Below are 17,637 nucleotides of genomic sequence, written 5' to 3'. Positions count from 1 at the left end.
CTGGGGGCCTGCAAGGATAGTGCTATCTTGGCAGACCGCCAGTCAGAGGCTTCGGACATGCAACCGCAACCTGCCTATTTGCTGCATCGGCGTCCCTATCGCGAAACCAGTGCGCTGGTGGATATGCTGACGCTCGATCATGGCCTTGTACGCGCTGTCGCTCGGGGCGTACAGCGGCCACGTGGCCGTGCGCGGGGCATCCTGCAGCCCTTCATGCCGTTGCAGGTGACATGGTCGGGGCGGCGAGAGCTGAAGACGCTCAATATGATCGAAGCTTCTGGCTCGCCGACTTTGCTGGCCGGTGAAGGCGTAATCTGCGCACTGTATGCCCATGAAATTATGGTGCGCTGCCTGCCGCGAGAGCTTCCCGTCGAACGCGTCTTTGTCCATTATGGTGGCCTCTTGCCGGCACTGACACGCCCCGCCGAACGTGCGGCGGCGCTAAGACGCTTCGAGATCACTCTGCTGACCGAGCTGGATGCCGAACCGGTCTTTCTGACCGAAACTGAGCAGCCACTCGACCCCCACTGCCACTATGTTTATCTGTCTCACGCCCGTCGTTTTCGCGCCGTGGCGGAAGGGCAGAAGGGCTGTGAGGGAAGAACACTCAATCTGCTGGCGCACGGTGACTGGGAGGCGGCAGGGCTGGCCGGTGTCGCCAAGTGGTTGACCCGAGCGGCATTATCGCCGTTACTGGGTGAGACACCCTTGCGCTCCCGTATGCTGATGCAACAGTTGTACACTCAACGGCAGCAGAGCAAGGCTGCCGCTGACTGACTATTTCATGCTTCTTTTCAAGGAGAATCGGAATGACTACACCGCTGCGCATTCAACTGGGTATCGATATCGACCCGATCCTGCCGCTCGGTCGTACCGGTGCGGGTGAAGCGACACTGTCCTGGCGCCGTGCGCTGGTCGGTACCTGCATCGACGCGCTCGATAATGGCGCCGACTTCATCAGCATCACGCACTCCACGCGCGGCCATGCGGCCGAAGCGCTGGCAATGCTGACCCCGATGCTGGGCAACCGTCTTGAGCTGCGTATCAACGCCGCTGATGGTGTACAGAATCTGCCGCACGGTCGCATTGAACGTCTGTGTCTGCCGCTGTGCGCGCTGGACAGCCCGCAGGCAGGCGAACGCCTGAAAGCGCGCGTCAACGAGCTGTTTATCGCTGTCTCTCCGACCATGTCGACTATCGAGCAGGCTTATCGTTCGGGTGCTGACGGTGTCCTGATTGACAGCCGTCCGTTTGCTTATGCCGAAGGCGACGAACGCGAACTGGCCTATGAAGCTCTGGCCAATGCGATCGACTTCGCTTGCGAACGCGAACTGACGGTTCACGTTCATGGCGGCTTGGCAAGTCGCAGTGCTGAAGCCGCTGCTGCCATCGGTGGCGTCAGTGCCGCTGTTGTCGGTGCGTCACTGCTGTCTCGTGCACTGCACTTCGGCATTGCAGATGCTACTAGCAGCCTGAAGAAAACCATCGTTGACGCACAGAATGCCGGCCTGATGGATGCCGCTCTGTTCGGTCACGGCTGCGAATGCGATCACAGCGAGCACGAATGATCGCACCGAGGACACGGTAAGCCATTGAGACGCGAGTCGGAAGGCTGCTGTACTCGGACAAATGCGTGCCACATTTAACGGGTATCACGTGGAGTTCATAGCATGAGTCTTGGTCAGCGGCGTCCGCCGCGCAAGGTAAAACCGCGCGCCATTCGCGCACCTCAAACCCCGGTGGTGTCTGCACCACCGGGTGTCGCTGCCGATTCAGTGCAGCACGATGATTCTGTCCTGTCGCTCACTATTGAGCGGCTGGGGCATGATGGCCGTGGCATAGCCCGCGCGCCATCGGGCAAGACCGTGTTCGTCGACCAGGCATTGCCGGGCGAACAGGTCAATGTCCGTATCCACCACCAGCGAGGCCGCTTCGACGAAGCGCACGTCATCGCTCGCACCACATCCTCTCCTGATCGTATCGAACCTGCCTGCACCCATTTTGGAGTGTGCGGGGGCTGTGCGTTGCAGCACCTTGCCCCCGACGCTCAGCTGGCTCACAAGCGACAGGTGTTGGTTGAGCATTTCGAGCGCGAAGGATTGAGCATCGACCCACAGCAGGCGCTGACCAGTACCCCCTACGGTTATCGGCGTCGTGCCCGGCTCGGGGTCAATGTCGATCGCCAGGGCAATCGTCTGCTGGGTTACCGTCGCCATCGCAGCGACCGCGTTTGTGGCATCACCATGTGCCCGGTGCTCGCGCCCTCACTGGAACGTTTATTGCAGCCTTTGCATGCACTCATCGAGCAGCTTGAAGCGCCGCGTCAGGTAGGGCACATTGAACTGCTCGAAGCTGACAACGCACGATGTATCGTGGTACGCCAGCTGCGCGATCAGCCTGACGATGAAGCACTGTGGACGGCCTTTGGTGACGCCCACGATGTGCATGTCATGTTTGTGCGTGGCAAGGGGGAACAGGTGGCATTGGAAGGTGCTACGGACCTGTCCTACCAGCTGAATGTGGCCAATCGTTCTCTGACGCTAGGATTCCAGCCGGGCGACTTCTTCCAAGTCAACCGTGATGTAAACCGTCAACTGGTCAGCACGACGCTTGAATGGTTGGCGCCGCATGCCGGTACGGCCGTATTGGATTTGTTCGCGGGAGTGGGCAACTTCTCATTGGGACTGGCGGCCATGGGCGCGAAGGTTCATGCGTTGGAAGGCCAGCAGGTCATGGTTGAGCGACTGCTCGACAACGCTCAGCGTAATGGTCTAGACGGCGTCACTGCGGCGACCGCTGACCTGACGCGCGTTCCGGTACAGGGTGACTATCAAGCCGTGGTGCTTGATCCCCCGCGCGACGGGGCTCGTGCTGTATGCGAACAGCTGGCCAAACGGCCTGTCTCATCTATTGCGTATGTGTCGTGCAATCCGGCAACGCTGGCGCGCGATGCCGCGCAGCTGGCTAAGGGCGGCTATCGACTGACGCATGCTGCCGTCGTAGACATGTTCCCGCAGACGGCACATCTGGAAACGCTGGCCGTTTTCGAGCGTCGGTAAGCTACCGTTGAGTATGGCCGTCGGGGCTTTGCGCCCGATGCTAAGCATGAAACAGCGGGGTACAGAAGCCCCCGCGAAAACCTGATTAAGGATGTCGCGCTGCGGTCGTTTTTCACGTCGGCAGCGCCGCTTCTGGACAAGCAAGCCTGATAGGCGGAGGGAGGCTCCAGTCATGGTGAAAGTGCGTGAAGACCAGCCATTGCTTCCGGATGGACGCGTCGATATCGAACGATGGGTCGCCGGTCTTGAGCAGCGTGTTGCGCTCAAGGATCGTAGCGCCATGGTCGCCGCCTGTCGCATGGCCGAAGACCACGCCCTCAATGCGGCCAAAGAATACCCGTCGTGGCGCAATATCGGCGAAAGCTTTTCCATCGGGCTTGAAATGGCCGACATACTGGCCGGTCTGCACCTTGACCAGCCGGCGTTGATGGCCGCCGTGCTGTATCGCGGCGTGCGCAAAGGCATCCTGCCGATCGAAAAAGTCGAAGAGCAGTTCGGTCACGAAGTGGCCGGGTTGATTGACGGCGTGCAGCGCATGGCGGCCATCAGCCAGCGTCAGATCAACGAAGGTCTGACTCAGTACAACCAGCAGGACAATATCCGGCGCATGCTGGTGACGCTGATTGACGATGTGCGCGTTGCACTGATCAAGATCGTTGAGCGTACAGCGATGTTGCGTCAGGTGCGTAACGATCCTGAAGAGAAGCAGCAGCGGCTCGCGCGTGAAGTCTTCGATATCTACGCTCCGTTGGCGCACCGACTGGGCGTTGGGCAGATCAAGTGGGAGCTAGAAGATCTGGCATTCCGCTACCTGCACACCGCCGACTACAAGGCCGTTGCCCGCCAGCTGGCGGAAAAGCGCCTTGATCGCACTGGCTATATCGATGAAGTGAAAAAAACGCTGGCTGAACTGCTGCGCGAGCAGGGCATTCAGAAGTTTGATATCGATGGGCGTGCCAAGCATATCTACTCGATCTGGCGCAAAATGCAGCGCAAGAAGATCGACTTCAGTCAGGTCTACGACGTGCGTGCCGTCAGGGTGCTAGTGCCGCGCGTGTCTGACTGCTACACCGTGCTGGGCGTGGTTCACTCACGCTGGCACCACATCCCGCATGAATTCGACGATTACATCGCCAACCCCAAACCCAATGGTTATCAGTCGCTGCATACGGCCGTACTTGGCCCGCAGAATAAGGTGCTCGAAATCCAGATTCGCACCTTTGCCATGCACGATGATGCTGAGCTGGGGGTATGTGCGCACTGGCGCTACAAGGGTACCGATCTCAACTCGCGTAGCAGTGGCTACGAGCAGAAGATTGCGTGGATGCGTCACGTCCTCGAATGGCAGGACGAGGTGGGCGAGTCGAGTGACTTCAAAACCGATCTTGCCTCAGATATTGCCGAAGATCGCATCTATGTCTTTACGCCGGACGGTCACGTCATTGACCTGCCGCGCAGTGCAACGCCCATCGACTTTGCCTATCGCGTGCACACCGAAATTGGTCACCGTTGCCGTGGGGCCAAGGTCAACGGGCGTATTGTGCCGCTGACCTATCCGCTGTCGACTGGCCAGCAGGTTGAAATTCTGACCTCTAGTCAGGGCGGCCCGAGCCGCGACTGGCTGACCTCGAGCCTTGGCTACGTGCGCACTTCGCGCGCGCGCTCGAAGATTCAGGCTTGGTTTAAACAGCAGGACCGTGATCAGAACGTCCAAGAAGGCCGTGTACTGCTTGAGAAGGAATTCCATCGTCTGGCGCTCGAAGGCCTCGACCTTGAGCGGTTGGCCGAAGCGGTCAACTACACCACGCCTGACGACATGTATGCGGCCATCGGTGCAGGTGATCTGCGCATCGGTCAGGTGCTGTCTCAGGCGCAGCAGCTGTTCGGCGACGGTGATGACGATGACGAAGCACAAGAAAAACTCGACAAACTGCTGACGCGCTCGCGTCACGGTGGCGGCAAGGCGGCTGCCGATCAGATCACGGTACTGGGGGTCGGCAATCTCAAGACCCAGATGGCCAACTGCTGCCATCCGGTGCCGGGCGATCAGATCGCGGGGTTCATTACTCACGGTCGCGGCATCACCATTCACCGAGAGGATTGCCCGAACATTCTGCAGCTGCGGTTGGATGACCCCAACCGTGTGGTGCAGGTCGAGTGGGGTGGTCAGCAGACGACAACCTACAGCGTTGATATCGAAATCATCGCATGGGACCGCCATAACTTGCTCAAGGACGTCATTAATGTGCTGTCCAACGAGAAGGCCAACGTACTGGGCGTCAACTCACGCACCAACGATGAAAATATGGCGCGGCTGGTCATCACCCTTGAAGTATCAGGGCTCGAACTGCTGAGCCGGGTCTGCTCGCGCGTTCAGCAGCTGAGCAACGTGACCGATGTCCGCCGCCTGCGTCAGGGAGGAAAGCACGATGGCTGAACAGCGCTATACGCTGGATGATCTGTTGACGCTGATGCGAGTGCTGCGCGACGAGCAGTACGGTTGCCCGTGGGATGTCGAGCAGTCATGGGACACGATCGTGCCGCATACGCTGGAAGAAGCGTATGAAGTGGCGGATGCCATCGAGCGTCGTGCCTACGACGAGCTGCCGAAAGAGCTGGGTGACCTACTCTTTCAGGTGGTTTATTACGCACGGTTTGCCGAAGAGGAAGGGCGCTTCGACCTGTATGATGTCATTCACATCCTGACGGCCAAGATGGTGTCGCGTCACCCGCACGTCTTCCCTGACGGCTATCTGGCAAGTCGCCGTGAAGGCGTGCCAGCGCGAAGCCTGACCCAAGCTGATGTCAGTCGGATGTGGGAAGCGCGCAAACGTGATGAACGCGATGAGCGTGCCGAGCAGACGCGCGCCTCCCAGCTTGACGACATTCCGGTCGGGCTGCCAGCGCTGTCGCGGTCGCAGAAGCTGTCGAAGCGCGCCTCGCAGGTTGGCTTCGACTGGCCGGACCATCGTGGCGTAATCGAAAAGGTGCATGAGGAGCTGGCGGAGGTCGAAGAAGCCATTGAGCAGGGTGACTCCGCTGCCATCAAAGATGAACTGGGTGATCTGCTGTTCATTACGGCCAGCTTGTGTCGCCACTTCGATATCGACGCTGAAGACGCATTGCGTCAGGGCAACCGTAAATTCGAGCGACGGTTTCGAGCGATGGAACCAGCACTCAATGCCGAAGGCGATCGCGACCCTGAGCGTCTTGACCGTATCTGGGCCGATGCCAAGGCGCGGATTTACGCTGAAGGTTAAGTTCAGACTGAAATAGCAGTATGCTGATTAAGAAGACCGCCTTTCACGGGGCGGTCTTTTGCTGTCTGCCGTCCCGATCCCCTGCGGGCGAGCGCAGCGTGATGTGAGCCACGACAGGCTGACACCGCGGAATAGCGAGTGTGGGGTTGGAAGTCACTTCATAACCATGTACAAGAGAGAGTGCAGACATGACCCGTGCTCACGACCATGGAGAGTCAGATGAACAATGAACAGTCGCCAGCACCATCGGCCACGCTGTCGGTAGGAGACGATTTCGGAGAGTCCCTGCGGGACAATATGACCCTATTGGGCGATATGCTGGGGCGAACGATTGCCGATGATCTCGGTGAGAAGTTCGTCGAGCGTATCGAACATATTCGAGCAGATGCGAAGGCAGCTCGCGATGCCGGTGAGGCAGGGCGCAAGGCCTTGGCCCGCAACCTGCATGACCTGTCCGAAGACGAGCTGCTGCCGGTAACCCGTGCCTTCAACCAGTTCCTCAACCTGGCCAACATTGCCGAGCAGCATCACCGCGCGCACGTTCGCCACGTCGAGGACTACCGTCCCGGCACTCAGCCGTACATGGATAGCCTCCTGTCCCGTATCCTTGAGAAGGGCATTCCCGCGGAGCGCATCCTAGACACCCTATCCACTATGCAGGTCGATCTCGTCCTGACCGCTCATCCGACCGAAGTCGTGCGCCGGACGCTGATCAAGAAGTACGACATGATCGACCAGTGCTTAGGACAGCTCGAAGCCTGCCAGGAAGAGCCGGAACGCCGTGCCCGCCTGACCGAGCGCCTTGAAGAACTGATCCGCCAAGCCTGGCATACGGATGAGATCCGTCGTGAGCGTCCTACGCCTGTAGACGAAGCGCGCGGTGGCTTTGCCGTCATTGAGAACTCGCTGTGGCGTGCACTGCCGGACTTCTATCGTGATTTGGACCGCCAGCTGCTGACGACGATTGGCGAGCGCCTGCCGCTGACGGCATCACCGATCCGCTTTGCATCGTGGATGGGGGGTGACCGTGATGGCAACCCGAATGTGACCGCTAAGGTCACGCATGAAGTGCTGCGTCAGGGACGCCTGATGGCCGCCAGCCTCTACATGGACGACCTGCGCTCGCTGCGCAGCCAGCTGTCGATGTGGAAGGCCAATGCGGACATTCTCGCCGAGACCGGTGAGGTGAATGAACCCTATCGCGCCATTCTCGACAAGCTGATGGTGCGTATGCAGGCGACCTGCGAAGCGCTATCGGCTGAGCTGAACGGTGACGCCTACGTCACGCGTGAAAAACTGGTGCTGACGCGTGCCGATCTGCAGGAACCGCTGATGCGTTGCCACGCCTCGCTGTGCGAGTGCGGGATGGCGAGTATCGCCAACGGTGCGCTGCTCGATACGCTGCGCCGTGTTGCCTGCTTCGGCATGACGCTGTCGCGCCTCGATATCCGCCAGGATTCCGAGCGCCATACGGAAGTGATGGCCGAGCTGGTACAGACACTGTGGAACGAAGACTATGCTGACTGGGACGAAGAACGCCGTCAGGAATTCCTGATTCGCGAGTTGGGTTCCCGTCGTCCGCTGATTCCGCGTCATTGGGAGTGTTCTGCCGATACACGCGAAGTGCTGGACACCTTCGAGACCATCGCTCATGAACCGCGTGAAGCACTGGGCAGCTATGTTATCTCGATGGCTGGGCAGCCTTCCGATGTGCTGACCGTAGCACTGCTGATGAAGGAAGCTGGTGGCGCTTACCTGCCGATCGCTCCGCTGTTTGAAACCCTGGCCGACCTTGATCGGTCTGGTAAGGTTGTTGACCGCCTGCTCGACATCCCCGCTTACCGCGCGCTGATTCATGGCCGCCAAGAAGTGATGATCGGTTATTCTGACTCCGCTAAGGATGCCGGACAGCTGGCCGCAGCATGGGCTCAGTACCGCGCTCAAGAAACGCTGGTGAGTATCTGCAACGCCCGCAATGTACACCTGACCTTGTTCCACGGTCGCGGTGGTACCGTCGGCCGTGGGGGCGGTCCGGTACACGCTGCCATCTTGTCGCAGCCGCCGGGTTCTGTGAACGGCAGCCTGCGTGTGACCGAGCAGGGCGAAATGATTCGCTTCAAGTTCGGCCAGCCGGAAGTCGCGATTCGTAACATGGAAATCTACGCGATCTCCGTGCTCGAAGCCTCGCTGCTGCCGCCGCCGGCACCGCGCCCCGAGTGGCGTGAAGAGATGGACCGTCTGGCCGAGCAGGCCCACCGTGTCTACGTGCATGTTGTCCGTGAAACGCCAGGATTCGTACCGTACTTCCGTACGGTCACGCCGGAAACCGCGCTGGGCCAGCTGCCGCTCGGCTCCCGTCCTGCACGCCGTCAGAAACAGGGCGGTGGGGTGGAAACGCTGCGCGCGATCCCATGGATCTTCGCGTGGACGCAGACGCGCTTGATGCTGCCGGCATGGCTGGGCAGCGATGCCGCATTCTCCGAGCGTATCGAGACACCTGAAGGATTGGCACGGCTGCAGGAAATGATGACGCAGTGGCCGTTCTTTGGTACCTATCTCGACCTGCTGGAAATGCTGTTGTCGAAGGCCGATCCGTCGATCACTGCCGACTACGAACAGCACTTGCTGCCCGATCCTGAGCTGCGACTGCTGGGTGAGTCGCTGCGTGAGCGTTTGGCCGTGCTGCGCGGTGCACTGCTGACTATCACCGGTCAGAAGACGCTGCTCGAACATGCCCCGCTGATCAAGCAGGCCATTGATGTGCGCAACCCGTACATTGATCCGCTGCACCGTCTGCAGGCTGAATTGCTGCAGCGTCAGCGTGTAGCCAACGGCGATATTCCAGTATCGTTGCGTCGAGCGTTGATGGTCACGATGGCAGGTATTGCGGCGGGTCTGCGCAACACTGGTTGATGATAAAAAACTGACTGCGGCACTTGAAAAGTGCGGCAAAAAGCCTCATACCTAAGGTATCAGCAAGCTGCCGCTGGGCAGTGTGCTTCACTGATGACAGGTATGCGGCGAAAAGGGCCGGTGCATACCGGCCCTTTTTTCGTTGCCGTTCGATATTCACAAGGATTAGGAGTACAGAACATGGCTTATCAGCTGCCGACACTGCCTTACGCATACGATGCACTGGAACCGCATTTCGATCGCCAGACGATGGAAATTCACCATACCAAGCACCATCAGACCTACGTCACCAATGCCAATGCGGCACTGGAAAAGCTGCCGGCCGAACTGGCTTCGCTGTCTCCGGAAGCGCTGATCCAGAAACTGGACAAGGTGCCGGCTGAGTTGCAGACCGCCGTGCGCAACAACGTAGGTGGCCATGCTAACCACAGCCTGTTCTGGACGGTACTGACGCCGAACGCTAGCAAGACACCGACCGGTAAAGTGGCTGCGGCCATTAACGACGCGTTTGGTAGCTTTGAAGCGTTCCAAGAGAAATTCGAAGCCGCAGCTAAGACGCGTTTTGGTTCCGGTTGGGCATGGCTGGTCGTCAACAAAGACGGCAAGCTGGACGTTACCTCTTCCGCTAACCAAGACAGCCCGCTGGCTTCCAAGGCCTTCGGTGGCAGCGATGCTACCCCGATTCTGGGTCTGGATGTCTGGGAACACGCCTACTATCTGCACTACCAGAACCGTCGCCCTGACTACATCAAAGCGTTCTGGAACTTGGTCAACTGGGATGAAGTCGAACGTCGCTTCGATGCTGCCCTTTGATTCAGCACTGCACTGCAACGGCTATCGATTGACCCGATAGTTGATTGGCAAGTGAACAAGCGCCGTCCGCTATTGCGGGCGGCGCTGTCGTATGTGGCGGTCGGTGGCGCTGCACGCGATCTTCTTGCCTAGGCGCAAGTGTTGCCGTGATGACAGGCCGCGCTTTTGTGGCAGAAGAAGGGGGGCTTCAGCGATGGTCATGGCCGTATTGTCCGAGACCGTGCGGTCAGTGCAATACACAAGAGAATGGCGCATAAAAAAACGCACAGGCGAGGGCGAACCCATTTTCAGAGCATTCGCTGCCTGTGCGTGTCTCGCTAGCGTGCGAGAAGAGGATCACTCACTGCAGGTCGTACGAAATCTTGCTGATACTGTTGCAGTCACGGTTGCCAGCGCCGATCAAATGCAGCTGGTAGGTGTATACGCTGGTCACGTACAGCGCGTTGCCTTCCCCTTGTGCCAGATTGCTGTTGTGGCAGGTTGTTTCAACCGAACCTTGCGGACGCAGTGACTGGGCATCATAGGCATTGACCGTGCGTGCCATGCGATCGTTGACGAACAGGGTCTTCTGATCGCGGGTCAGTACCAGTTCGATGGGCTGCACCATCGGTTGATAGTGAGCCAGCACAAGGCTGTTATCGGGTCTGATATCAAACACGTACAGCCCGTGGCGATGCGCCTTGGCAAAATCAGCAAACTTGCTCAGGTATTCCTGATAGTTTTTGGCTCCCGTTTCTTCGGGGTCGATATCGCGGCTGTTGACGGCATACAGTCGGTGATGTGTGTCATCGACGATCATATTGAGAAAAGCGGGCGATCCTTCGCCGAAATCCATCCCTTTGGGTAGTGCATAGCGTGTCACCTTGCCAGTGACCTCATCAACCTTGCGGAAGTCACGTCCGCCGGTGTAGATGACATTGTTCGCCATGAAGAGCGCATGACCGCTGGAAGCATTCTTGATGGTCTTCCGTTCAAGTGCTGTGTTTTGGAACAGATCACGGGTGGGGAAGTAGGTCAGATCTGCCTTGAATTCTTTGCTGCCGGGGTCTTCCTCCTCTGATCGCACAACGCCATAGATTTGGTCGCCATCACTGCTGAATTTGGCTTGGCGAACGCGCACTTCCTTCCAGTTGTTGAAAACCGATCCCGCATTGACCCGCACATTGTCGGCTGTCAGCGCGCCGTATCCACTCTGCGCGGTGGTCGGTTTTGTCATGTCCCATACCACGTAGCGACCGATGAAGGTTTGCTGTCCCATCAGCTTGCCAGTGTTGTAGTCGATAGAGTGCAGCGGCTGAAGGTAGTTGAGCACGCTAAGTGGTTTGGCGGCAGGCGTATTGTAGTGCTGGATGAAGGTGGCAAAGTCCTGCGGTGAGCCGTGTTTATTTTCTCCCGCGCTGGCCACAGCGGGGTAGTCCTTGACGTCCCAGCGCGTCACGCTGCCATCGTCCTTGATCTGAATGAAGCGAGCATAGCCTTCGATGGCAAAGCGCTCGCTCAGCGGCAGCTGTGGGTCATCCGAATTGAGGCGGTCTTCCCCGGCCTTGCCTGATGTCGAGCCGAACGATGCGGCATAGACTGAGTGGCGAAGGTTCGGCTGTACCGATGCATCGTCTCCCACATATACCAGCTGATAGGGCTTTTCGGTTGCAGGCATGTCCTTCACGACGGGTTGGATAGACATGGCGGCCTGCGCGTGCTGGGTCGCAAGAGCAAGTATGAGCGCAGAGGCTAGCGAAAGTGGTGCACGATGGACGAACGGCGTAGGCATTGCAGACTCCCCGTAGGCAGGATGGAGTTGCTATCTTAAACATGTTTAATGCAAATGAAAATCATTATCATTTTGTGGGTATAAATGCTATAGGTATAGAAAAGGCCCGTCCGGAGGAACGGGCTCTTCGTGGCAACTACCGATATGGCGGCGACGCTTACGATGCGGCTATCGCTTCGACGTTGTCCTGTGAGTAAGAAGTACGGCGTGGCAGAGTGAAGATCGCCAAGAACGTGAGGGCAAGGATGACAAGTGCCATCAGTGCATAGGTGCCGGTATAGCCCAGCGATGTTTTGTAGCTCAGCCCGATCAGCGACGACAGGAAGATAGTGGAGACCTGCTGCGAGCACTGGAAGCCAATCAGAAAGACGGTGGCCGTAAAGCGTTCTTCAAAGTGCTGAGCAATGTACTTGAACGTCGAGAGGATCAGCAGCGGAATCTCGATAGCTTGCAGCAGTTTCAGCCCACCGGCCCAATAGATTTGGTAGCTTGCCGGGATATAAGCCGTCAGGCTGATCGTGAGAATACGGATGCCCATGATGGCCCCAGCGATCAAGAGCCCGTTACGTGCGCCCGTCTTATTGATGATGAACGGTAAGAATATGCTGCAAGCGGCTTCCATTAACATTTGAACGAACAAGATTGCACCGGCCGTCTTCATACCCACTTCAGGTACTTCGAACAGTTTAGAAAAGAAGATCGGGTACTGCTGATCGAACAGCATGGAACCGCTGCTAACGATAAAGAGATAGCTGGCTAGGCGCCAGAATTTGAAGTTACCCACCAGTGCCCGGATATACTCTAGCGGGCTTTTTTTCTTGAGCAGTGCGGCGGATGTCTCTTCGACTCGCTCCAGTGGTGTCGTATCCAGCGTCATCAGCGCAAGTAAGAATAGAAAGCCGCTAACGCTGGAAACCCAGAAACAGATATAGGGATTGACGGTCAGCCAAAAGCCGCTCATGACCGTGGCAGTAGATACGCCCAGCGGCGCCCACAAACGTACTTGGCCGTACTCGAAATAGCCCAAACGTCGTGTAGCCTGCTCGCAGTAGCTCTCGACCGTACCTACACCGCTTTGGATGATGGTGCCGAAGTAGAGGCCTGCAATTGCCACTGCCAGTACGAAAGAGAATTTAGCAACCACTACGAAAAGTACGCCGAGTATTGATGTGGTCAGTACCAGCCCGATGCCAATAATGGCCAGCAGCTTTCTGGATGTGCCCAGCATGCCTTGCCAGACACCGAAAACGGGGGCGCAAAACAGCGCAATGAAGGCAATAGCGATATATATGATCGATATCTGAGCGGTATCCAATTGAATTCCGATCCTCAGAAGGGACTGAAACATAATGAAGCTCGAACCGAGCGATATGGAGAACAACAGTATGAGAGCGCTAAGCGTCAGATAGTATCGAACTGCACGTGTGGGCATAGAGGAATGCTCTTCGTTATAACGGGGGTAGAAATGCGAGTGTCATACGATTGCCGAGGGGGGCGGCACCGTATTACAAGCGGGGACTTTTAGCGCCTGAAAAGAAGCGTCAGTGATATTCACGGCGTGCATGTAAAAAATAAAGGCATGGAATTTCACGCGATTGATAATTACGGCAAATATAACACATCGGTGAATAACGAATGAGTGATGTGAATAAACGCATCCATCCGCCGAAGCGAATGGATACGGTGATATTCGATATGATAACGCGCTTGAATATCAGGCCTGTGAGGCAGCAGCCGTGGTCGTGGCGTTACCTGCGATAGAAGACTGCCCGCGACGTGGCAGCGTGAAGGTGGCCAGAATGGTAAAGGCCAGAATGACGATTGCCATCAGCGTGTAGGTGCCGGTATAGCCGAGCGAGCTTTTGTAGCTGAGGCCGAGCAGTGAGGACAGGAAGATTGTGGAGACCTGCTGAGAACACTGGAACGACAGCAGGTAGATCGTGGCTGTGAAGCGTTCGGCGAAGTGCCTAGAGATATATTTGAAGGTCGAGATGATCAGAATCGGCACTTCGACGGCTTGCAGCAGTTTCAGTGCGCCAGCCCAGTACGGTTGAATTTCACGCGGCAGGTGAAGCGTCATACTGATCAGGAAGATGCGTAGGGCCATCACCAGTCCGCCCAGCAGCAGGCCGTTGCGTGCGCCGATCTTGTTGACCAGTGACGGCAGCAGCAGCGTCATGATGGCTTCGCCGATCATCTGAACACTCAAAATCATACTGGCGCGCTGTGCACCTTCGTTCGCCATGTCGGCAGGGAACAGCGAGGCATAGAAAAGAGGGAATTGCTGGTCGAACAGCATGAAACCACCGGTGGCAATGAACAAAAATGAGATCAGTGCCCAGAAGGTGGTGCTGCGCAGCAGCATGAAGGTGTCTTTGAAAGAACCTGTGGCCTGTGCTTCGACTTCAGCGATAGTTTCCTTGCGTTCTGGTTCCAGATCTTTGGCGCTGAACGAGAACAGCACGAGCAGGAACAGTACACCGCTGATGCTGGAGACCCAGAAGCAGAAATACGGGTTGATCTTCAGCAGATAGCCGCTCAGTGCCGTGGCACTGGCGCAGCCGATTGGCGCCCAGAAGCGTGCGCGACCATATTCGAAAGCGCCGAGGTGGCGAGTCGCTTGTTCGCAGTAGCTTTCGACCGTACCTACACCGCTTTGGATCATGGTCCCGAAATAGAGACCGGCGATGATGGCTGCAGGCAAGAAGGCTACATGGTGGTACACGTAGACCATCAGCATGCCCAGAATGGGGAAGCAGAGGACTAGCCCGATACCGATGATGCCCAGCAGTTTTTTGGAGTTACCCAGCATGTCCTGCCATGCCCCGAACAACGGCGCACAGAACAAAGCGACAAAGGCAATGAAGGTGTAGACCGTGCCGATCTGTGGCGCAGAGAGGTGCAACTCGTCACTCAAGAATGACTGGAACAGTACGAAACAGGACCCAAGTGCGATGTAGAACAACAACAGCATGGCACTGAAAGTCAGGTAGTATCGAACTACATGCTTTTTCATGAGCAGAACTCCTGGAGATTCTATAAGGGTCAGAGCAGGTGCACAGGAAGATGGCTTGGTCAGCGACGTTGTTCCGATCGTGCATGCTCTGTCACATTTCCAATCTACCATTCGTGGGAAATAACAGAAGATCGATTACAACTTATTGATGAGGCTGGAATGTTGTCTATTGGTCTATGCCCGATCGATAACTTTTAGAGGTGCGGCTTTGTGCAAATGGGGCGTGTTCTCAGTCAATCCGATACGTCTCGTACTGGTGAAAGCCGAAGGTTTGAACGGTGGGAGCGGTAGCTGACTGAAAGGAGAGGGAAATTAATGATGGCTTGCGCAAAACTGTCGACGATAGGCCTTGGAAGCAGCACTCGTCACCACCGATCAGCACGCAGAGTTCAACAAGAATACCGGCGCTGAACGGTGAAGCGTTCATAGACGATGGCCGCCCGGTCAAGCACCGAACATGCTTCATTTATGAAGCACACTGTTGTCAGTAGGGCGGCATTGTATGATGAAATGCCCCTGCTCAACGGCTCAACGGCTCAACGGCTCAACGGCTCAACGGCTCAACGGCTCAACGGCTCAACGGCTCAACGGCTCAACGGCTCAACGGCTCAACGGCTCAACGGCTCAACGACTCATTTCTTTCGGGTGGTTCTCCGAGCTTTTCTTACGGTTTTTTTACCCATGCCGCGCAGTGCGGAGAAGTTGCTGTGTCCGACTTCAGCAATCAGGGTATTCAGCCCTTCCGTCAGCGGCTGCATAAACTGTCCGTAACGCATCTGCTTTTCACTGATGGCTTCAAGCTGGGACTCCCAGTGTGCCGTCATGTCGGGCGCCACCATGCGTTCTGGCAGGCTGCCGACAAGCTGACGGCCGATTTCCGTTGAGTGGATTTCCTTGCCTTTCTTGATCAGAAACTGGCGCTTAAACAGCAGCTCAATGATTCCTGCACGGGTGGCTTCTGTGCCTAGACCGTCGGTCTCTCGGAGTACCTTTTTCACCTCGGGGTCTGATACGAAACGTGCGATCCCCGTCATAGCGGCCAGCAGGGTGGCATCGGTAAAGCGTTTGGGGGGCGTGGTCTGCTTTTCATCGACTTTACCGTCAGTGCACGTCACGGGATCGCCCGCCGTCACGTCAGGCAGGGCGGGTGCTCCCGCTTCCGAGCCTTGTCCGGCATGCTTCTGTGGTGGCAGCAGAGCTTTCCATCCCTCGGCAATAACAGAGGTCTGGCGAGCGATGAATAAGCCTCCCTCTATCTCGCTGTCGATCTGGTGCTCCGCATATTCGAAGGGCGGATAGAACTGCATCAGATACTGACGGGCAACCAAAGCATAGACATTGCTTTCGTCTTGAGTGAGTCGCTCGGCAGCCATGGCCCGAGACGTGGGGATAATGGCATGGTGCGCGCTGATCTTGGCATCGTTCCAGGCCTTGCTCTTGAGGCTGAGGTTGGCATTTTGCACGGCTTTCGCCAGCGTTGTTGCCGTTTGAGCGATCGACTGGGTGACCGTCTGGCGCTCGTGGTAGTGATCCTTTGGCAGGTAGCGACAGTCTGAACGCGGATAGGTGATGAGCTTGTGGCGTTCATAGAGCTGCTGGCATATGTCCAGCGTTTTCTGAGCGTTCAGGTTGAAGCGTTTCGATGCATCGATCTGAAGAGCCGATAGGTTGTAAGGCAGCGGTGCGGCCTGCTGTTTCCTGTCGCGCTTGACGGCCTTGATAAGACCTTCCTTGCCTTTCACCTTGCCCAGAACGAACTCCGCCAGCTTTCGTGAGAGCATTCGGTTTTCATCGTCCATGTAAGGCTGGCAGGCAGCGCTAGGTTTCCATTTGGCGATGAAAGACTCGCCCGCCGCGGTGCGCAGCGTGACCAGCACGTCATAAAATGGCTTGGAGACGAAGTGTTCGATTTCGCGGTCTCGATGCACGACCAGCCCCAGCACGGGGGTCTGTACGCGCCCGATGGACAGTATGCCGTTGTAACCGGCGCTCTGGCCCAGCAGCGTGCAGAGGCGAGTCATGTTGATGCCGTAGAGCCAGTCAGCCCTTGCCCTTGCCAGTGCGGAGGTGGCCAGCGGAATAAACTCAGTGTTCTTGCGCAGTGTGTTGAGCGCCTTCTTGATGGCGGCCGGGTTCATGTCATTGACCAGACAACGCAGGGTGGCTTCGCGCTTGGTCTTGCTGATCCCCGAGTAGTTGATGACCTCGTCCACCAAAATCTGACCGACACGATCGGGGTCGCCCATATTGACCAGTTGATCGGCTTCCTTGATCAGTTTCTTAACGGTGTTGAACTGTTTGCGCGTCTGGCTTTTGACGTGCTGCTTCCATTCGGTGGGCACGATGGGAAGGTGTTCTTTCTTCCACTTCTTGTAAGCAGGATCATAGGCTTCTGGTTCGGCCTGTTCCAACAGATGACCGATGCACCACGTGACGACGTCGCCATTCGCGACTCGGATGAAGCCGTCTCCCTTCTGATGAGGCTTGGGCAGTACGTCTGCAACGGCGCGCCCAACACTGGGCTTTTCGGCAATGTACAGAATCAACGTCCGTGTCCTTGATCAAGCGGTATAGCGCCGTTCCTGGCAAGGCGGGGCGCAGGTTCGAGCGATAAAGTATTGCTATCCGTTAAGAGGGTTGGCCGTTGCCGCGTATTCTGCGGATAACGGCATTTTTGGGTTGCCGTGTCGCGTGTTGGGCCGCACGGCTAAGCGATATTTCGGGCGTGCTGTGACAGAGGAGCACTATGAGCGATGCACTTATCTTACTCATGATGATCCATACAGTATAGCGGCGGTGAATTCC

11 protein-coding genes are annotated in these 17,637 nt (G+C 57.2%); 7 read left to right on the top strand and 4 right to left on the bottom strand.

The window, feature by feature from the left end:
- Positions 1 to 27 precede the first annotated feature (27 nt).
- From recO to ZBT109_RS09295, 7 genes are all read left to right on the top strand, one after another.
- On the top strand, positions 28 to 777 hold the full coding sequence (gene recO, locus ZBT109_RS09325) for a DNA repair protein RecO (RefSeq protein ID WP_408646060.1): 750 nt from the start codon (positions 28 to 30) through the stop codon (positions 775 to 777).
- A gap of 32 nt (positions 778 to 809) precedes the next feature.
- Complete coding sequence (locus tag ZBT109_RS09320; RefSeq protein WP_027705166.1) at positions 810 to 1,568, top strand: pyridoxine 5'-phosphate synthase; 759 nt, start codon at positions 810 to 812, stop codon at positions 1,566 to 1,568.
- A gap of 102 nt (positions 1,569 to 1,670) precedes the next feature.
- Positions 1,671 to 3,059: a 23S rRNA (uracil(1939)-C(5))-methyltransferase gene (locus tag ZBT109_RS09315; protein ID WP_027705167.1), complete on the top strand. Its 1,389-nt coding sequence runs from the start codon at positions 1,671 to 1,673 to the stop codon at positions 3,057 to 3,059.
- A 172-nt stretch (positions 3,060 to 3,231) separates the two neighbouring features.
- Positions 3,232 to 5,496, top strand: coding sequence for a GTP diphosphokinase (relA, locus tag ZBT109_RS09310; RefSeq protein ID WP_027705168.1), 2,265 nt, complete (start codon positions 3,232 to 3,234; stop codon positions 5,494 to 5,496).
- Positions 5,489 to 6,319 (top strand): nucleoside triphosphate pyrophosphohydrolase, encoded by an 831-nt coding sequence (gene mazG, locus ZBT109_RS09305; RefSeq protein ID WP_038278231.1) that lies wholly within the window; start codon positions 5,489 to 5,491, stop codon positions 6,317 to 6,319. The genes relA and mazG overlap by 8 nt, the downstream gene beginning before the upstream one ends.
- A 219-nt stretch (positions 6,320 to 6,538) precedes the next feature.
- On the top strand, positions 6,539 to 9,232 hold the full coding sequence (gene ppc, locus ZBT109_RS09300) for a phosphoenolpyruvate carboxylase (protein ID WP_120185361.1): 2,694 nt from the start codon (positions 6,539 to 6,541) through the stop codon (positions 9,230 to 9,232).
- Positions 9,233 to 9,412: 180 nt separating this feature from the next.
- On the top strand, positions 9,413 to 10,045 hold the full coding sequence (locus ZBT109_RS09295) for a superoxide dismutase (RefSeq protein WP_027705170.1): 633 nt from the start codon (positions 9,413 to 9,415) through the stop codon (positions 10,043 to 10,045).
- Between the two features lie 340 nt (positions 10,046 to 10,385).
- On the opposite strand, the gene ZBT109_RS09290 is transcribed toward ZBT109_RS09295, so the two are convergent.
- The 4 genes from ZBT109_RS09290 to ZBT109_RS09275 form a co-directional block, all read right to left on the bottom strand.
- Positions 10,386 to 11,816: a YncE family protein gene (locus ZBT109_RS09290; protein ID WP_027705171.1), complete on the bottom strand. Its 1,431-nt coding sequence runs from the start codon at positions 11,814 to 11,816 to the stop codon at positions 10,386 to 10,388.
- A gap of 157 nt (positions 11,817 to 11,973) precedes the next feature.
- On the bottom strand, positions 11,974 to 13,248 hold the full coding sequence (locus ZBT109_RS09285; RefSeq protein ID WP_084261799.1) for an oligosaccharide MFS transporter: 1,275 nt from the start codon (positions 13,246 to 13,248) through the stop codon (positions 11,974 to 11,976).
- Positions 13,249 to 13,530: 282 nt separating this feature from the next.
- Positions 13,531 to 14,832 (bottom strand): oligosaccharide MFS transporter, encoded by a 1,302-nt coding sequence (locus ZBT109_RS09280; RefSeq protein WP_027705173.1) that lies wholly within the window; start codon positions 14,830 to 14,832, stop codon positions 13,531 to 13,533.
- 632 nt (positions 14,833 to 15,464) lie between these two features.
- A complete protein-coding gene (locus ZBT109_RS09275; RefSeq protein WP_027705174.1) occupies positions 15,465 to 17,378 on the bottom strand; it encodes a DNA topoisomerase III in 1,914 nt (637 codons plus the stop codon).
- Positions 17,379 to 17,637 lie beyond the last annotated feature (259 nt).

Source organism: Zymobacter palmae (genome assembly GCF_003610015.1).
GTDB lineage: Bacteria > Pseudomonadota > Gammaproteobacteria > Pseudomonadales > Halomonadaceae > Zymobacter > Zymobacter palmae.
This window is presented reverse-complemented; position numbering and strand designations above follow the sequence as displayed.

What these genes read in the sequence shown, in the direction of transcription:
- ZBT109_RS09320 (WP_027705166.1), top strand. Translation starts at nt 810, where the DNA reads ATGACTACACCGCTGCGCATTCAACTGGGTATCGATATCGACCCGATC.
- ZBT109_RS09315 (WP_027705167.1), top strand. Translation starts at nt 1,671, where the DNA reads ATGAGTCTTGGTCAGCGGCGTCCGCCGCGCAAGGTAAAACCGCGCGCC.
- relA (WP_027705168.1), top strand. Translation starts at nt 3,232, where the DNA reads ATGGTGAAAGTGCGTGAAGACCAGCCATTGCTTCCGGATGGACGCGTC.
- mazG (WP_038278231.1), top strand. Translation starts at nt 5,489, where the DNA reads ATGGCTGAACAGCGCTATACGCTGGATGATCTGTTGACGCTGATGCGA.
- ppc (WP_120185361.1), top strand. Translation starts at nt 6,539, where the DNA reads ATGAACAATGAACAGTCGCCAGCACCATCGGCCACGCTGTCGGTAGGA.
- ZBT109_RS09295 (WP_027705170.1), top strand. Translation starts at nt 9,413, where the DNA reads ATGGCTTATCAGCTGCCGACACTGCCTTACGCATACGATGCACTGGAA.
- ZBT109_RS09290 (WP_027705171.1), bottom strand. Translation starts at nt 11,816, where the DNA reads ATGCCTACGCCGTTCGTCCATCGTGCACCACTTTCGCTAGCCTCTGCG.
- ZBT109_RS09285 (WP_084261799.1), bottom strand. Translation starts at nt 13,248, where the DNA reads ATGCCCACACGTGCAGTTCGATACTATCTGACGCTTAGCGCTCTCATA.
- ZBT109_RS09280 (WP_027705173.1), bottom strand. Translation starts at nt 14,832, where the DNA reads ATGAAAAAGCATGTAGTTCGATACTACCTGACTTTCAGTGCCATGCTG.